This is a genomic window from Ornithinimicrobium carbonis (assembly GCF_050703245.1).
Classification (GTDB): Bacteria; Actinomycetota; Actinomycetes; order Actinomycetales; family Dermatophilaceae; genus Ornithinicoccus.
Window position 1 is genome coordinate 2,364,093 of the sequence record NZ_CP192647.1, and the last position, 14,434, is coordinate 2,378,526.

11 protein-coding genes and 3 pseudogenes are annotated in these 14,434 nt (G+C 74.1%); all 14 read right to left on the reverse strand.

All coding sequences use genetic code 11. The features are described 5' to 3' along the window. Positions 1 to 68: 68 nt before the first annotated feature. Positions 69 to 911, reverse strand: coding sequence for an orotidine-5'-phosphate decarboxylase (gene pyrF, locus ACQ95T_RS11820; RefSeq protein WP_425943659.1), 843 nt, complete (start codon positions 909 to 911; stop codon positions 69 to 71). Further along, positions 908 to 1,777 carry a hypothetical protein gene (locus ACQ95T_RS11825; protein ID WP_425943661.1) on the reverse strand — a complete coding sequence of 290 codons (870 nt, stop codon included), beginning with the start codon at positions 1,775 to 1,777 and terminating at the stop codon, positions 908 to 910. Before ACQ95T_RS11825 ends, pyrF begins: the two co-directional genes overlap by 4 nt. Beyond that, positions 1,774 to 2,601: a hypothetical protein gene (locus tag ACQ95T_RS11830; RefSeq protein WP_425943663.1), complete on the reverse strand. Its 828-nt coding sequence runs from the start codon at positions 2,599 to 2,601 to the stop codon at positions 1,774 to 1,776. The genes ACQ95T_RS11825 and ACQ95T_RS11830 overlap by 4 nt, the downstream gene beginning before the upstream one ends. 16 nt (positions 2,602 to 2,617) lie before the next feature. Further along, a pseudogene (carB, locus tag ACQ95T_RS11835) lies at positions 2,618 to 4,952 on the reverse strand (carbamoyl-phosphate synthase large subunit); the annotation flags it as partial. Between the two features lie 207 nt (positions 4,953 to 5,159). After that, positions 5,160 to 6,176, reverse strand: a pseudogene (gene carB, locus ACQ95T_RS11840) (carbamoyl-phosphate synthase large subunit); the annotation flags it as partial. Beyond that, positions 6,163 to 7,323: a glutamine-hydrolyzing carbamoyl-phosphate synthase small subunit gene (carA, locus tag ACQ95T_RS11845; RefSeq protein ID WP_431472955.1), complete on the reverse strand. Its 1,161-nt coding sequence runs from the start codon at positions 7,321 to 7,323 to the stop codon at positions 6,163 to 6,165. The gene carA and the pseudogene carB (ACQ95T_RS11840), both read right to left, overlap by 14 nt. Next, positions 7,320 to 8,648, reverse strand: coding sequence for a dihydroorotase (locus ACQ95T_RS11850; protein ID WP_425943669.1), 1,329 nt, complete (start codon positions 8,646 to 8,648; stop codon positions 7,320 to 7,322). The genes carA and ACQ95T_RS11850 overlap by 4 nt, the downstream gene beginning before the upstream one ends. Further along, positions 8,645 to 9,577, reverse strand: coding sequence for an aspartate carbamoyltransferase catalytic subunit (locus ACQ95T_RS11855; protein ID WP_425943671.1), 933 nt, complete (start codon positions 9,575 to 9,577; stop codon positions 8,645 to 8,647). Before ACQ95T_RS11855 ends, ACQ95T_RS11850 begins: the two co-directional genes overlap by 4 nt. Further along, positions 9,574 to 10,152 carry a bifunctional pyr operon transcriptional regulator/uracil phosphoribosyltransferase PyrR gene (pyrR, locus tag ACQ95T_RS11860; RefSeq protein ID WP_425943673.1) on the reverse strand — a complete coding sequence of 193 codons (579 nt, stop codon included), beginning with the start codon at positions 10,150 to 10,152 and terminating at the stop codon, positions 9,574 to 9,576. Before pyrR ends, ACQ95T_RS11855 begins: the two co-directional genes overlap by 4 nt. A 139-nt stretch (positions 10,153 to 10,291) precedes the next feature. After that, entirely contained in the window at positions 10,292 to 10,705 is a 414-nt protein-coding gene (gene nusB, locus ACQ95T_RS11865; RefSeq protein WP_425943675.1) for a transcription antitermination factor NusB, read from the reverse strand. A 1-nt stretch (position 10,706) separates the two neighbouring features. Further along, positions 10,707 to 11,267: an elongation factor P gene (efp, locus tag ACQ95T_RS11870; protein ID WP_425943677.1), complete on the reverse strand. Its 561-nt coding sequence runs from the start codon at positions 11,265 to 11,267 to the stop codon at positions 10,707 to 10,709. A 155-nt stretch (positions 11,268 to 11,422) separates the two neighbouring features. Further along, a pseudogene (gene aroB, locus ACQ95T_RS11875) lies at positions 11,423 to 12,501 on the reverse strand (3-dehydroquinate synthase). Next, positions 12,498 to 13,025 carry a shikimate kinase gene (locus tag ACQ95T_RS11880; protein ID WP_425943681.1) on the reverse strand — a complete coding sequence of 176 codons (528 nt, stop codon included), beginning with the start codon at positions 13,023 to 13,025 and terminating at the stop codon, positions 12,498 to 12,500. Before ACQ95T_RS11880 ends, aroB begins: the two are co-directional and overlap by 4 nt. After that, the gene (gene aroC, locus ACQ95T_RS11885; protein ID WP_425943683.1) at positions 13,022 to 14,326 is read right to left on the reverse strand and encodes a chorismate synthase; all 1,305 of its coding nucleotides are present in this window, start codon (positions 14,324 to 14,326) and stop codon (positions 13,022 to 13,024) included. Before aroC ends, ACQ95T_RS11880 begins: the two co-directional genes overlap by 4 nt. Between the last annotated feature and the right edge of the window lie 108 nt (positions 14,327 to 14,434).

A 14,434-nucleotide genomic window follows, 5' to 3' on the forward strand; every position in this document is an offset into this window, starting at 1 on the left:
GCGGACGGAAGTCCGCTGCAGGTGAACCTATCCACACCCGGGCGGGTGTGCCAACCCATGCTCCCTGGTCAGCCTGTGGCCAGGTCCGCCCGCAGCCCGTCCGACCAGGTGGTGACGGCTTCGGCCAGGGCGCGCTCCCCCGGACCCGCGGCCAGGATCGCCCGGCTCACCGGGACCAGGATCCGGTCGGTCAGGCCGGCGAACAGGCGCAGGAGGTCGGCCCCCGAGGCGCCCTGAGCCCCGACGCCCGGCGCGAGGACCGGGGCCGCCGCGGCGCGCAGGTCCAGCCCGAGCGCGGAGGGAGGATCCGCCAGGGTGGCCCCGACGACCAGGCCGACGTCGCCGAACGGGCTCATCCCGGCGTTGTCGACCGCGACCTGCTCGACCACCCGGGCGGCCACCGTCGGGGAGCCGACCTGCTGGACCGAGGCACCCTCCGGGTTGGAGGTCAGTCCCAGCACCCACACACCGCGGCCGGTGGCCCGGGCCAGGTCGATCGCAGGACGAAGCGAGCCGTAGCCGAGGTAGGGGCTCAGGGTCACCGAGTCCGCCGCCAGGGGCGCACCGTCGGCCAGGTACGCCTCGGCGTAGGCGGTCATGGTCGAGCCGATGTCCCCCCTCTTGGCGTCCAGCACGCTGAGCAGCCCACGGTCGCGGCAACCGAGGAGCACCTCCTCGAGCACCCGCACCCCGTCGGCACCGTGCCGTTCGAAGAACGCGGCCTGCGGCTTGACGGCGGCGCACCGGCCGGCCGCCGCGTCCAGCACGCGCTCGGCGAAGGTGCGCAGGCCGGAGGCGTCGTCGGGCAGGCCCCAGTCGGCGAGCAGGCCGGGGTGGGGGTCGAGGCCGACGCACAGGGGTCCGTACCGGGCCAGCGCCTCGGCCAGCCGGTTTGCGAAGGAGGTGCTCACGGGGTGCTCCTGGTGGGGGGACGGGGGTCGGGGTCGGGGTCGGGGTCGGGGTCGGGGTCGCCCGGGGGCCGGTCGGCCAGGGCTGTCCGCAGCGCCGGCAGCAGGGTGGGATCGGCCCACAGGGCCGTGCCCAGCTGGACGGCGGACGCGCCGTCGGCGACGGCCGCCCGCGCCGTGACCACCGAGTGCACACCCCCGGCGCCGACCAGCACCGCCCCCGGCCACCGGTGGTCGGCCGCGGCGGCGCGCAGGGTGCGCAGGCCCGAGCGGGTGACCGCCGCCGTCGAGGGCCCGGTCCACCAGCGTCCACCGGCGAGCGGCACCTGGCCCGCCACGACGACTCCCCCGGCTCCACCGGCCACGGCGGACCGGGCCACGGCGACCAGCTGCGGATCGACGGCCAGCACCTTCACCAGGAGCGGGACGGAGCGGCCCAGCACCTCGCGGACCCGGGCGGCGATCCGCAGCACCACCTGCTCGCCACGCCCGCGCAGGTCGACCTCCACGGCCGCGACGACGTCCCCGTCGGGGTGCCGCAGGAGCGCCTCGACCGCGGCTGCCACGTCCTCGGGCCGCTCCGCCCGCACGCACAGGCAGGCCCTCAGGCCGGCGGTCCGGGCACGGACGAGGTCGTCGGCGGCGGTCGCCACCCCCGTCCCCCGGGCGTCGTCGTGCTCGACCCCGCCCACCCCGGCCCCGTGGACACGGGTGGCCCCGGTCCGCCTCAGCGGTGCCCCGGGGGTCACCGGGCCGACCGGGACGAGGAGCCCGTCCGCCCCCGGCAGGCGGGCCACCGCGGCGGCGTCGGTGCACGTCCCCGGTCCGAGCCACACCCGGGGCAGGGACGCCAGCGGCACGCCGGTCACCGGGCGTCACCCGCCAGCCACTCTCCCGGGACGACGGGACCCTCGAGGCACGACCGGAGCACCTGGCCCGCCCGGGGACCACCCAGCAGCACCACGTCGCACCCACCGCACAGGCCCGTGCCGCAGAGGACGGACGGGTCGGCCAGGTCCAGCGTCGACACCCGGCACGCGAGACCGCGCGCCGCGACGGTCCCGACGAGGGCGGGCACGAGCCGACCGGGAGCGGCGGCATACACCACCCCGAGCCGGTCCCCGTGCTCGTCCAGCGACCGCGTCAGGGCCGGCCCGAGGTCCTCGGACGTGGTGAGGACCACCGTCCGTGCGTGGCGCCGCAGGAAGGGCAGGTCCAGGTGCAGCTCGGGGTCGTCCGCGGACAGGACGAGGTGGACCACGCAGCCCCGTGCCCGCAGCCGGGCGGTGAGCCACCGGAGGGGCACCGCACCCCCCTCGTGTCCGACGAGGAGCACCTCGACCGGCTCCCGCGGCGCGGAGAACCCGTGGCCGAGGGGGCCCAGCAGCCGCAGCCGCGCCCCCGGCGCCAGGGACCGTCCGGCCGGCAGCACCAGCTCGGCGGTGGTGCCGTGGACGGGGTCCTGGTCGGCCCCCGCCAGCCAGTGCAGGCGGGCCCGGACCGCGCCGGCCGAGGGGTCCCCGGGTTCGAGGACGAACTGGCCCGGCCTGGCGTGCGCCCAGGACGGGTGCTGCTCGCCGAGGGTGAGGCCCACGACGTCGAAGCGTCCCGCGTACCGCACCGAGACCACCTCGGCCGGCACCGTCTGCAGGACGGTGCCCGCCTCGCGGACCGGACCGCGTCGTGCGCCCATGACGACCGGACCGGCCTCAGGAACCGACGGGAGCGCCCGGGGCCGGCCTGCCGAAGAGGTCCAGGGCGGCCGCGTGCTCCTGGAGCGAGGCGACCTGGAGGGGCCCGTCGCGCATGGCCTCGATCCCCAGCACCGCCACCGCGAGCTGCTGGACGGTGGTGATGATCGGCCGGTCGAGGCTGGTGGTCGCCGCCCGGATGGCGTAGCCGTCGGCGCGGGCGTCCCGTCCGGACGGGGTGTTGATGACCATGTCCACCTCCCCGGCCGTGATCAGGTCCACGATCGAGGGACCGGGCGCGTCGGGGCCCTCGGGGCGGCTGTGCTTGCGCACGACCTGCGCCTCGATGCCGTTGCGCCGCAGCACGTCGGCGGTGCCCTCGGTGGCCATGACCGAGAACCCGAGGTCGACGAGCCGCTTGACCGGAAAGATCATCGAGCGCTTGTCCCGGTTGGCGACGGAGACGAAGACGGTCCCCCCGGTGGGCAGGCTGGTGCCGGCCCGCAGCTGGCTCTTGGCGAACGCGGCCCCGAACGAGGCGTCGATCCCCATGACCTCGCCGGTCGAGCGCATCTCGGGTCCGAGGATGGAGTCGACGGCCTGCCCGGTCTGGGTACGGAAGCGCCGGAACGGCAGGATCGCCTCCTTGACCGAGAATGGCGCGTCCGTGGGCATCATGCCGCCGTCGACGTGCGCCGGCAGGGAGCCGTCCTCGCGCAGCCCGGCGACGGTGGCGCCCAGCATGACCCGGGCCGCGGCCCGGGCGAGGGCGACCCCGGTCGCCTTGGCGACGAAGGGGACGGTGCGGCTGGCCCGCGGGTTGGCCTCCAGGACGTAGAGCACGTCCTGGGCCAGGGCGAACTGCACGTTGATCAGGCCCCTGACGCCGATGGCCTCGGCGAGGCGGCGGGTCGCCTCCCGCACCTGCTCCAGCTCGGCCCTGCCCAGCGTGAACGGCGGCAGCACGCAGGCGGAGTCGCCGGAGTGGATGCCGGCCTCCTCGATGTGCTCCATGATGCCGCCGACGTAGAGGTCGTGACCGTCGTAGATCGCGTCGACGTCGATCTCGACGGCCGTGTCCAGGAACCTGTCGACGAGGACCGGGTGGTCCGGCCCCGCCAGGGTGGCGCGGTCGACGTAGCCGGCGAGGGTCTCGTCGTCGTAGACGATCTCCATCCCCCCCGCCGCCCAGGACGTAGGAGGGACGCACCAGGACCGGGTACCCGATCTCCCGGGCCACCTCGAGCGCCTCCTCGGACGAGTATGCCGTGCCGTGCCGGGGCGCGGCCAGGCCGGTCTCGGCCAGGATGCGGCCGAAGGCACCACGGTCCTCGGCCAGGTGGATCGCCTCGGGAGAGGTGCCCACGACCGGCACCCCCTCGGCCTTCAGCGCGGCGGCCAGGCCGAGCGGCGTCTGACCGCCGAGCTGGACGACGACCCCCGCCAGCGGACCCGCCTGCCGCTCGGCGTGCACCACCTCCAGGACGTCCTCCAGGGTGAGCGGCTCGAAGTAGAGCCGGCTGGAGGTGTCGTAGTCGGTGGAGACCGTCTCCGGGTTGCAGTTGACCATCACCGTGTCGAAACCATGCTCGCGCAGGGTCATCGAGGCATGGACGCAGGAGTAGTCGAACTCGATGCCCTGCCCGATGCGGTTGGGACCCGAGCCGAGGATGATCACCGCGGGCCGCTCCCGCGGGGCGACCTCGGTCTCCTCCTCGTAGGTGGAGTAGTGGTAGGGGGTCTGGGCGGCGAACTCGCCGGCGCAGGTGTCTACGGTCTTGTAGACCGGCCGCACCCCCAGGGCCTGCCGCACGCCGCGCACGACGGCCTCGGTCATGCCGCTCAGCTCGGCCAGCTGGGCGTCGGAGAAGCCGTGCCGCTTGGTCAGCCGGAGGAGCTCTGGGGTGAGCCGCCCGCCGGTGGCCGGCCGCGCCTGCTCCCGCACCTGGGCGGCGAGGTCGTTGATCAGCTCGATCTGGTCGAGGAACCACGGGTCGATGCCCGTGGCGTCGTGCACCTCCTCCACCGTGCACCCCCCGCGCAGCGCCTGCTGGACCAGGACGATCCGGCCGTCGGTCGGGGTGCGGGCCTGCTCCAGCAGCGCGCGGGCCATCTCCGGGCTGGGCGACTCGTCCTCGCGCCAGTGGAAGCTGCTGCCGGAGCGCTCGACCGAGCGCAGGGCCTTCTGCAGCGCCTCGGTGAAGCTGCGGCCCAGCGACATCGCCTCGCCCACCGACTTCATCGTGGTCGTCAGCGTCGGGTCGGCCGCCGGGAACTTCTCGAAGGCGAACCGGGGCACCTTGACGACGACGTAGTCGAGGGTCGGCTCGAAGGCCGCCGAGTAGAAGCGGGTCGCGTCGTGGGCTCCGCCGGGTGCGGAGTCCTTCCGGAGGGATCCCGGGGGGCGGAGCCCCCCGGGTGTGGAGTCGTTCCGGGGGGATCCCGGGGGGCGGAGCCCCCCGGGTGTGGAGTCGTTCCGGGGGGATCCCGGGGGGCGGAGCCCCCCGGGTGTGGAGTCGTTCCGGGGGGATCCCGGGGGGCGGAGCCCCCCGGGTGTGATGATGTCGTTCGGCACCTCGTCCAGGGTGTAGCCGAGCGCCATCTTGGCGGCGATCTTGGCGATCGGGTACCCGGTCGCCTTGGACGCCAGCGCCGAGGAGCGCGACACCCGGGGGTTCATCTCGATGACGATGATGCGGCCGTCGTCGGGGTCGACAGCGAACTGGATGTTGCACCCCCCGGTGTCGACCCCGACCTCGCGGATGATCGCGATCCCGATGTCGCGCAGGCGCTGGTACTCCCGGTCCGTCAGGGTCATCGCCGGGGCGACGGTGATCGAGTCGCCGGTGTGCACGCCCATGGGGTCGAGGTTCTCGATGGAGCACACGACCACGACGTTGTCGGCGCGGTCGCGCATCACCTCCAGCTCGTACTCCTTCCAGCCCATGATCGACTCCTCCAGGAGCACCTCCGTGGTCGGGCTGTCCTGCAGTCCGGCCCCCGCGATGAGCCGCAGCTCCTTCTCGTCGTGGGCGAACCCGCTGCCCAGGCCGCCCATCGTGAAGGAGGGGCGCACGACGACCGGGTAACCGAGGTCCTCGGCCGCGGCGAGAGCCTCCTCCATCGTGTGGCAGATGGCCGAGCGGGCCACCTCGGCGCCGCAGCGTCGCACCACGCCCTTGAAGGCCTGCCGGTCCTCGCCGAGCTGGATCGCCTCGACGTTGGCACCGATGAGGGGGCAGCCGTAGCGCTCCAGCACGCCCCCCTCGTGCAGGGCGATGGCCGTGTTCAGCGCGGTCTGTCCGCCCAGGGTCGCCAGCACGGCGTCCGGGCGCTCCTTGGCGATGATGGCCTCGACGATCTCGGGGGTGATGGGCTCGACGTAGGTGGCGTCCGCCACCCCCGGGTCGGTCATGATCGTCGCGGGGTTGGAGTTGACCAGGACCACCCGCACGCCCTCCTCGCGCAGGACCCGGCACGCCTGGGTGCCGGAGTAGTCGAACTCGGCGGCCTGACCGATGACGATCGGCCCGGAGCCGATGACCAGGACGCTCCTGATGTCCTCACGCCTGGGCACGGTGCTCCTCCATCATCGTCACGAACCGGTCGAACAGGTGCTCCGCGTCGTGCGGACCGGCTGCCGCCTCCGGGTGGTACTGCACCGAGAAGGCGGGCACGTCCACGCAGCGCAGCCCCTCGACGACGTCGTCGTTGAGGGCGACGTGCGAGCAGCGGACCGGGCCGTACGGCGTGTCCGCGCCCTCGTCGGTGGGCGTCCCCTCGGGCCAGCCGACGGCGAACCCATGGTTGTGCGCGGTGACCTCGACCTTGCCGGTGGCACGGTCCAGCACGGGCTGGTTGATCCCGCGGTGGCCGAAGGCCAGCTTGTAGGTGGGCAGTCCGAGCGCCCGTCCCAGGAGCTGGTTGCCGAAGCAGATGCCGAAGAAGGGCAGGCCGGTGTCCAGCACCCGGCGCAGCAGGGCGGTCTCGTGCTCCGCGGTGGCCGGGTCACCGGGGCCGTTGGAGAAGAAGACCCCGTCGGGCTCCACCGCCAGGAGCTCCTCCCACGTGCTGGTCGCGGGAAGCACGTGCACCCGGATCCCCCGCGCCGCCATGAGGGTGGGGGTCGTGCCCTTGATGCCCAGGTCGAGGGCCGCCACCGTCCACCGCGGGGCCACGCCCTCCGGCGGCGAGACGACGTAGGGGTGCGGGGTGCTCACCTCCTCGGCCAGGGCCGATCCCGCCATGCGGGGGGCCTGGGTGACCGTGCGCAGGAGCTCCTCCACGGGTCGCCCGGCGTCGGGGCCGGAGAAGATCCCGACCCTCATGGCGCCGCGGTCCCGCAGGTGCCGGGTCAGCGCCCGGGTGTCGACCCCGCTGATCCCGACGACCCCGGAGGTGCGCAGCGCCTCGTCCAGGTCGCCCTGGGACCGCCAGTTGGAGGGGCGCAGCGCGGGGTCCCGGACGACGAACCCGGCCACCCAGATGCGGCTGCTCTCCATGTCGTGGGGGTTGACCCCCGTGTTGCCGATGTGCGGGGCGGTCATCACCACCACCTGCCGGTGGTAGGAGGGGTCGGTGAGGGTCTCCTGGTAGCCGGTCATGCCGGTGGAGAAGACGGCCTCGCCGACGGTGGTGCCGACCGCGCCGTAGGACTGCCCGGCGAACGCGCGCCCGTCCTCCAGGACCAGGACCGCCGGTCCGGCCGTGCTGGTCGCCCTCACTGCTCCTCCCCTCCCCAGACCAGGCCCTCGCGCGCGGTGACCCGCCCGCGCAGCATCGTCAGGTGGACCGCCCCGGTCAGCCGCAGACCGTTCCAGGGGTTGTTGCGCGAGAGGGACCGCGACCGGGTCGCGTCCACGGTGACCACGCGGTCCGGGTCGACGAGGGTGAGGGTGGCGGGGTCCCCCGGCCGCACGTGGTGGCCCTGGTCGGTGAGCCGGGCGATCCTGGCGGGGGCCTGGGACATCACCCGGGCCACGTCGGCCCACCCCATCCGGCCCTCCTGGACCATCAGGGTGCCCACCACCCCCAGCGCGGTCTCCAGCCCGAGCATGCCGAACGCCGCGTCGACGAAGGCGTGCTCCTTGTCCTGCCGCACGTGGGGGGCGTGGTCGGTCGCGACCGCGTCGATCGTGCCGTCGGCCAGGGCCGCCCGCAGCGCCTCGGCGTCCTCCGTCGGACGCAGCGGCGGGTTGACCTTGAACGTGGGGTCGTAGCCCACCAGCCGGTCCTCGGTGAGCATGAGGTGGTGCGGGGTCACCTCGGCGGTCACGTCGATCCCGCGCTCCTTGGCCCAGCGCAGGACCTCGACGGTGCCCGCCGTCGTCACGTGCGCGACGTGCACCCGCGAGCCCGTGTGCCGGGCGAGCATGACGTCCCGGGCCACGATCGTCTCCTCGGCGACCGCCGGCCACCCGGGCAGCCCGAGCCGCCCGGAGAGCTCACCCTCGTGGCAGCAGGCTCGCCCGTCCGCCAGGCGGGGGTCCTGGGCGTGCTGGGAGACGACACCGTCGAAGGCCCGGACGTACTCCAGGGCGCGGCGCATCAGGCGGGGGTCGTGGACGCACCGGCCGTCGTCGGAGAACACCCGGACCCGGGCCCGGGAGCGGGCCATCAGCCCCAGCTCCGCCAGCTCCTCGCCGGCCAGGCCCTTGGTGACCGCGCCCACCGGGTGGACGTCCACGTAACCGGCGCGGCGGCCCAGGTCGGCGACCCGTTCGGCCACCTCGGCCGTGTCGGCGACCGGGTCGGTGTTGGCCATCGCCAGCACGGCGGTGAACCCGCCGGCGGCGGCGGCCTGCGACCCGCTCTCGACGGTCTCGGCGTCCTCGCGTCCCGGCTCGCGCAGGTGCGTGTGCAGGTCGACCAGGCCCGGGAGCAGGACGAGGCCCTGCGCCGGGAGGCGCTGGGTGTCCGACGGTGCCCCGGTGGCCGCCTCCGGACCGACGGCGGCGATCCGACCGTCGACGACGAGGACGTCCTGGGCGCCGCCCCCGAGCACGTCGGCCCCCTCGACGAGCAGACTGGGCTGGCTGAGCCGGGTCACTGGGTGCTCCCTTCCCCCGCGAGGAGGTGGTAGAGGATGGACATCCGCACGGCCACGCCGGCGCTGACCTGGTCCAGGACGAGGGACCGGGCCGCGTCGGCGGCCTCGGCGGAGATCTCCAGCCCCCGGTTCATGGGGCCGGGGTGGGTGATGACCGCGTGGTCCGGCAGGAGCGCCAGGCGACGCGCGGTCAGCCCGTAGGTGACGGCATACTCCCGGGCGGTGGGGAAGTAGCCCCCGCTCATCCGTTCGCGCTGCACGCGCAGCATCATCACGGCGTCGACCCGGGGAAGGACCTCGTCCAGGTCGTAGGAGGTCTCGAACCCGTCCCTGGCCGACCAGGAGGACACCCCGCTCGGCATCAGGGTGGGTGGGGCGACCAGCGTCACCTCGGCACCGAGGGCGCGCAGGCAGAGCAGGTTGGAGCGCAGCACCCGGGAGTGGGTCAGGTCGCCGACGATCGCCACGTGCCGCCCGGCCAGGTCACCGAGGGCGCGGCGCAGGGTGTACGCGTCCAGGAGGGCCTGGCTGGGATGCTCGTGCGTCCCGTCCCCGGCGTTGACGATCGAGCAGTCGACCCAGTCGGCGATCTGGGCGGGCGCACCGCTGGCGGGGTGGCGGATGATCATCATGTCCACGCCCATGGCGTCGATGGTCAGCACCGTGTCCCGCAGGGACTCGCCCTTGGAGACCGAGGTCCCCTTGCCGGTGAGGTTGATCGTGTCGGCGCTCATCCACTTGCCGGCGATCTCGAAGGAGGCACGGGTGCGGGTGGAGTCCTCGAAGAAGAAGTTGATGATGGTCCGCCCGCGCAGGGTCGGCAGCTTCTTGACGTCGCGGTCCTGCACCTCGTGCATGGAGACGGCGGTGTCCAGGACGGAGAGGATCTCCTCGCGCGTCAGGTCGGCGATGGACAGCAGGTGCTTCACGAGCGCTCCTCCGCGGGCCCGGCGATGCGCACGCCCTCGGTGCCCTCGCCGTCGTGCTCGGCGAGCCGGACCATGACCCGCTCGCTGGTGGACGTGGGCAGGTTCTTGCCCACGTAGTCGGCCCGCACCGGCAGCTCGCGGTGGCCGCGGTCGACGAGCACCGCCAGCCGCACCGCCCGGGGTCGGCCCAGGTCCGAGAGCGCGTCGAGGGCGGCCCGGACCGTGCGGCCGGAGTAGAGCACGTCGTCGACCAGGACCACGACCCTGTCGTCGACGCCCCCGGCCGGAACCACGGTGGGCTCGACGGCCCGGGTGGGCTGACGGCGAAGGTCGTCGCGGTACATCGTCACGTCCAGGGACCCGACCGGCACCTCCACGCCCTCGACCTGCTCCAGGGCGGAGGCCAGCCGACGGGCCAGGTGGGCGCCGCGCGTGGGGATCCCCAGGAGCACCAGGTTCTCCGGGCCCTTGTTGGCCTCGAGGATCTCGTGGGCGATCCGGCGCAGGGCCCGGTCGATCTCGCTGCTGGTGAGGACCTCACGTCCTGGACCAGCGCTGTTCTGGGCAGGGGGCACAGCCCGTCTCCTTCCCCGCCTCACAGGACGGTGGTTAAAGGATGATGCTCGGTGCGCGCCACTGTACTGCACCCACGACAGGCTCCTGCGCGGGACTCAACCGGGCCGGACCAGGAACCGTTCGCGCGGGGCCCTGGTCTCAGGCCAGGGTGTCCTTGACCTCGGAGATCCGGGAGAGCAGGCCGTTGACGAAGCGCGGCGAGTCGTCGGTGGACAGGTCCTGCACGAGGTTGACCGCCTCGGAGACGGCCACGCCGTCGGGGACCGCGTCGTTCCAGACGATCTCCCACGTCCCGATGCGCAGCGCCGCCCGGTCGACCGCGGCCATCCGGTCCAGGGACCACCCCTGGGACCAGGTGGTCAGCGCCTCCTCGATCGAGGACCAGTGGTCCACGACCCCACGGACCAGCTCCACGGCATACTCCGGCAGCGGGTGCTGCGTGGTGGGCACCGCGATCCGCTCCTCCAGCAGGGTCCCCACGTTCAGGCCTCGCTGCTCGGCCTCGTAGAGCAGCTCCAGGGCGCGCTTGCGCGCCTTGGTGCGTGCGGGCACGTCAGCTCACGCGGCCGAGGTAGGAGCCGTCGCGGGTGTCGACCTTGACCTTGGTGCCGCTCTCGAGGAACAGCGGCACCTGGATCTCCGCCCCCGTCTCCAGGGTCGCCGGCTTGGTGCCTCCGGTCGAGCGGTCGCCCTGCAGCCCGGGCTCGGTGTGGGTGACCTCCAGGACGACGGAGGCGGGCAGCTCGACGTAGAGCACCTGCCCGTCGTGCTGGGCGATCATCGCGCGGCCGTTCTCCAGCAGGAACCTGGCGGCGTCACCCATGGCCTGGGGCGAGACGTGGATCTGCTCGTAGGACTTCTCGTCCATGAAGATGTAGTCCGTGCCGTCGTTGTACAGGTACTGGAAGTCGGACCGGTCCACGGTCGCGGTCTCCACCTTGGTGCCGGCGTTGAACGTCTTGTCGATGATCTTGCCGGAGGTGACGTTCTTGAGCTTGGTGCGCACGAACGCCGGGCCCTTGCCGGGCTTGACGTGCTGGAACTCCAGCACCTGCCACAGCCCGTTGTCCATGTCCAGGACGATGCCGTTCTTGAGGTCGTTCGTGGTTGCCACAGCGTTCTTCCTTCGCAGGTCGGTCAGGTCGGTCAGGTCGTCGGGGAGGGCCGGCGCGGACACGGACCCAAACCCGGACAAGTCTAGCGGCGACTCCGGCGGCGACCCGCATCGTCCTGCGGCACAGCGGCCGACGCCCGGCTGAGGCGGCTCGGTCAGTGCAGGGCGTCGTAGGCGGCCCTCAGCTCGGCCTCGTCCGGCCCCTCCAGCCGGGTCGGCCGCGCGAGCCCCTCCAGCACCACGAACCGCAGCGTCGCCCCCCGCGCCTTCTTGTCCCGACCCATCGCGGCGCGCAGCTCGGGCCAGCGGCCGGGGCCGTAGGAGGTGGGCAGCCCGACCGCCGAGAGCACCCGGCGGTGCCGGGCGAGCAGCTCGGCGTCCACCAGCCCCCGCCGGGAGGCCAGCTCGGCCACGTAGACCATCCCCACCGCCACGGCGTCCCCGTGCCGCCAGGTGTAGTCCTCGACCTGTTCGACCGCGTGGGCGAAGGTGTGGCCGTAGTTAGGATCTCGCGCACCGAGGCCTCGCGCAGGTCGGCGGCGACGACGTCGGCCTTGACCTGCACGGCCCGGACCACCAGCTCGGCCGCGAGCTCGGGGGCGGCCACGGGGTCCAGCGCCGCTCCCGGGTCGGCCTCCACGAGGTCCAGGACGTGCGGGTCGGCGACGAAGCCGCACTTGAGCACCTCGGCCAGGCCGGAGGCGTAGTCCGGCCGGGCCATCGTGGCCAGCCAGGACGGGTCGCACAGCACGGCCGAGGGCTCGTGGAAGGCGCCCACGAGGTTCTTGCCCTCCGCGGTGTTGATCCCGGTCTTGCCACCCACGGCGGCATCGACGATCCCCAGCAGCGAGGTGGGCAGCTGGACCACCTCCACCCCGCGCAGCCAGGTCGCCGCCACGAAGCCGGCCAGGTCCGTGGTCGCGCCTCCGCCCAGCCCGACGACGAGGTCGTCCCTGGTGAACCCCTCGCGCCCGAGCACGCCCCACAGGTCCACGAGCACCCTGGCGTCCTTGGCGGCCTCGGCGTCCGGCACCCGGGCGGCGACGGGGCGGGCGCCGCCGGCGGTCAGCACCTGCAGCACCTCCGCCAGCAGCTCCTCGCGCCCCGGTTGGTGGACGACGAGCACCCGTCGGCCGGGCCGGGCGTGCTCGCCCAGCCGGTCGAGGGCGCCGGCGCCCACGTGCACGGCATACCCCTGCGCGGGGGGACCGACGTGGACGGTGCGCACGCTCATGGTTCCTGCCGCTCCCCCACCCGCTCGACGACCTCCTCGACGACGGCCGCGGGGGTCCGACCTCCGGTCTGCACGTGGTGGTCGGCCAGCCGCTCGTAGACCGGCCGACGGACGTTCATCAGCCGGGTCCACGAGGCGCGGGGGTTGACCAGGAGCAGCGGGCGGGAGGTGTCGAAGCCGACCCGGGAGGCCGCGTCCGCGATGGTGACGTCGAGGAAGACGACGGGGACCGGGCTCTGCTCCAGGGCCTGGGCCACGGCCTCCTGCATGACCGCTCCTCCGCCGAGGGCCAGCACGCAGGAGCGTCCGTCCTGCAGCGCGCGGAGCACCGCGGCCCGCTCCAGGTCGCGGAAGGAGGCCTCGCCGTCCTGGACGAAGATGTCGCTGATCGTGCGCCCGGCGGCGGTCTCGACCTCGACGTCGGTGTCGACGAGCGGCACGCCCCACCGTTCCGCGAGCCCGCGGCCCACCGTGCTCTTGCCGGCTCCGGGAGGGCCGACGAGGACGACGATCGGGCCGCTCACGCCGTCCCCTCCGGGTCGACGGGGGCCGAGTGAGCGGTGGCGGAGTGCGCGGTGGCGGGCGCGGGTCGCAGGTGGGGCGGCACCTGCTCCAGGTAGGCGGCGTGGTTGCGCGCGACCTCGGCCACCGAGTCGCCGCCGAACTTCTCCAGGACCGCGTCGGCCAGGACGAGGGCGACCATGGCCTCGGCCACCACGCCGGCGGCCGGGACCGCGCAGACGTCGGACCGCTGGTGGATGGCCGTGGCGGCCTCGCCGGTCGTGGTGTCGATGGTGCGCAACGACCTGGGCACGGTGGAGATCGGCTTCATCGCCGCACGGACGCGCAGCACCTCGCCGGTGCTCATCCCGCCCTCGGTCCCCCCGCTGCGCAGGGTGGTCCTCGCCACCCTCCCGTCCCCGTCGACGACGATCTCGTCGTGGGCGCGGCTGCCGCGGCGGGCGGCGGTGCGGAACCCCTCCCCCACCTCGACGCCCTTGATGGCCTGCACCCCCATCAGCGCGGCAGCCAGGCGGGCGTCGAGCCGCCGGTCCCAGTGGACGTGCGAACCCAGACCCGGGGGCAGCCCCCAGGCCAGGACCTCGACCACGCCACCGAGGGTGTCGCCGTCCTGGCGGGCGGCGTCGATCTCGGCGACCATCGCGGCCGAGCGTCCCGCGTCGAGGGTGCGCACGGGGTCGGCGTCGAGCGCGTCCACGTCGTCCGGGCGGGGCAGGTCCTCCAGCGCGGGGGCGTCGTCGTCCACCGACGGGGTGCCGGCCCGTCCGATGCTGACGGTGTGCGAGACGAGCCGGACGCCGACGGCCTGCTCCAGGAAGGCCGCGGCGACGGCACCGAGGGCGACCCTGGCCGCCGTCTCCCGGGCGGAGGCGCGCTCGAGCACGGGACGGGCCTCGTCGAAGCCGTACTTGGTCATCCCCACCAGGTCGGCGTGGCCCGGACGGGGCCTGGTGAGGGGGCGGTTGCGGGCCAGCTCCTGGGGCGCACCGACGTCGTCGGCGCGCCGCAGCGCCTCCTCGGGCACCGGTTCGGGGCTCATCACGGCCTGCCACTTGGCCCACTCGCTGTTCTCCACGAGCAGGGCGAGGGGGGAGCCGATGCTCAGCCCGTGCCGCAGCCCGCCCAGGAAACGCAGCTGGTCGGCCTCGAATGACATCCGGGCGCCCCGGCCGTGGCCGAGGCGGCGTCGGGCCAGCGCACCCTCCACGGCGGACCGGTCCACCCGCACCCCGGCGGGCAGACCCTCGAGGACGGCGGTCAGGGCGGGGCCGTGGGACTCCCCGGCGGTCAACCAGCGCAGCATGCGGGCGATTCTCCCACGGGCGGGCGGTGCGACCGTCCGGCGGCCGAGGCCGAGGCCCCGGGCGCCGCCCGGGACCGGCGGGCCCCTGCCGGGGAACCACCGGGCGCA

Coding starts and splice junctions, on each gene's coding strand:
- aroC (WP_425943683.1), bottom strand. CDS start 14,326: ATGCTGCGCTGGTTGACCGCCGGGGAGTCCCACGGCCCCGCCCTGACC.
- ACQ95T_RS11830 (WP_425943663.1), bottom strand. CDS start 2,601: ATGGGCGCACGACGCGGTCCGGTCCGCGAGGCGGGCACCGTCCTGCAG.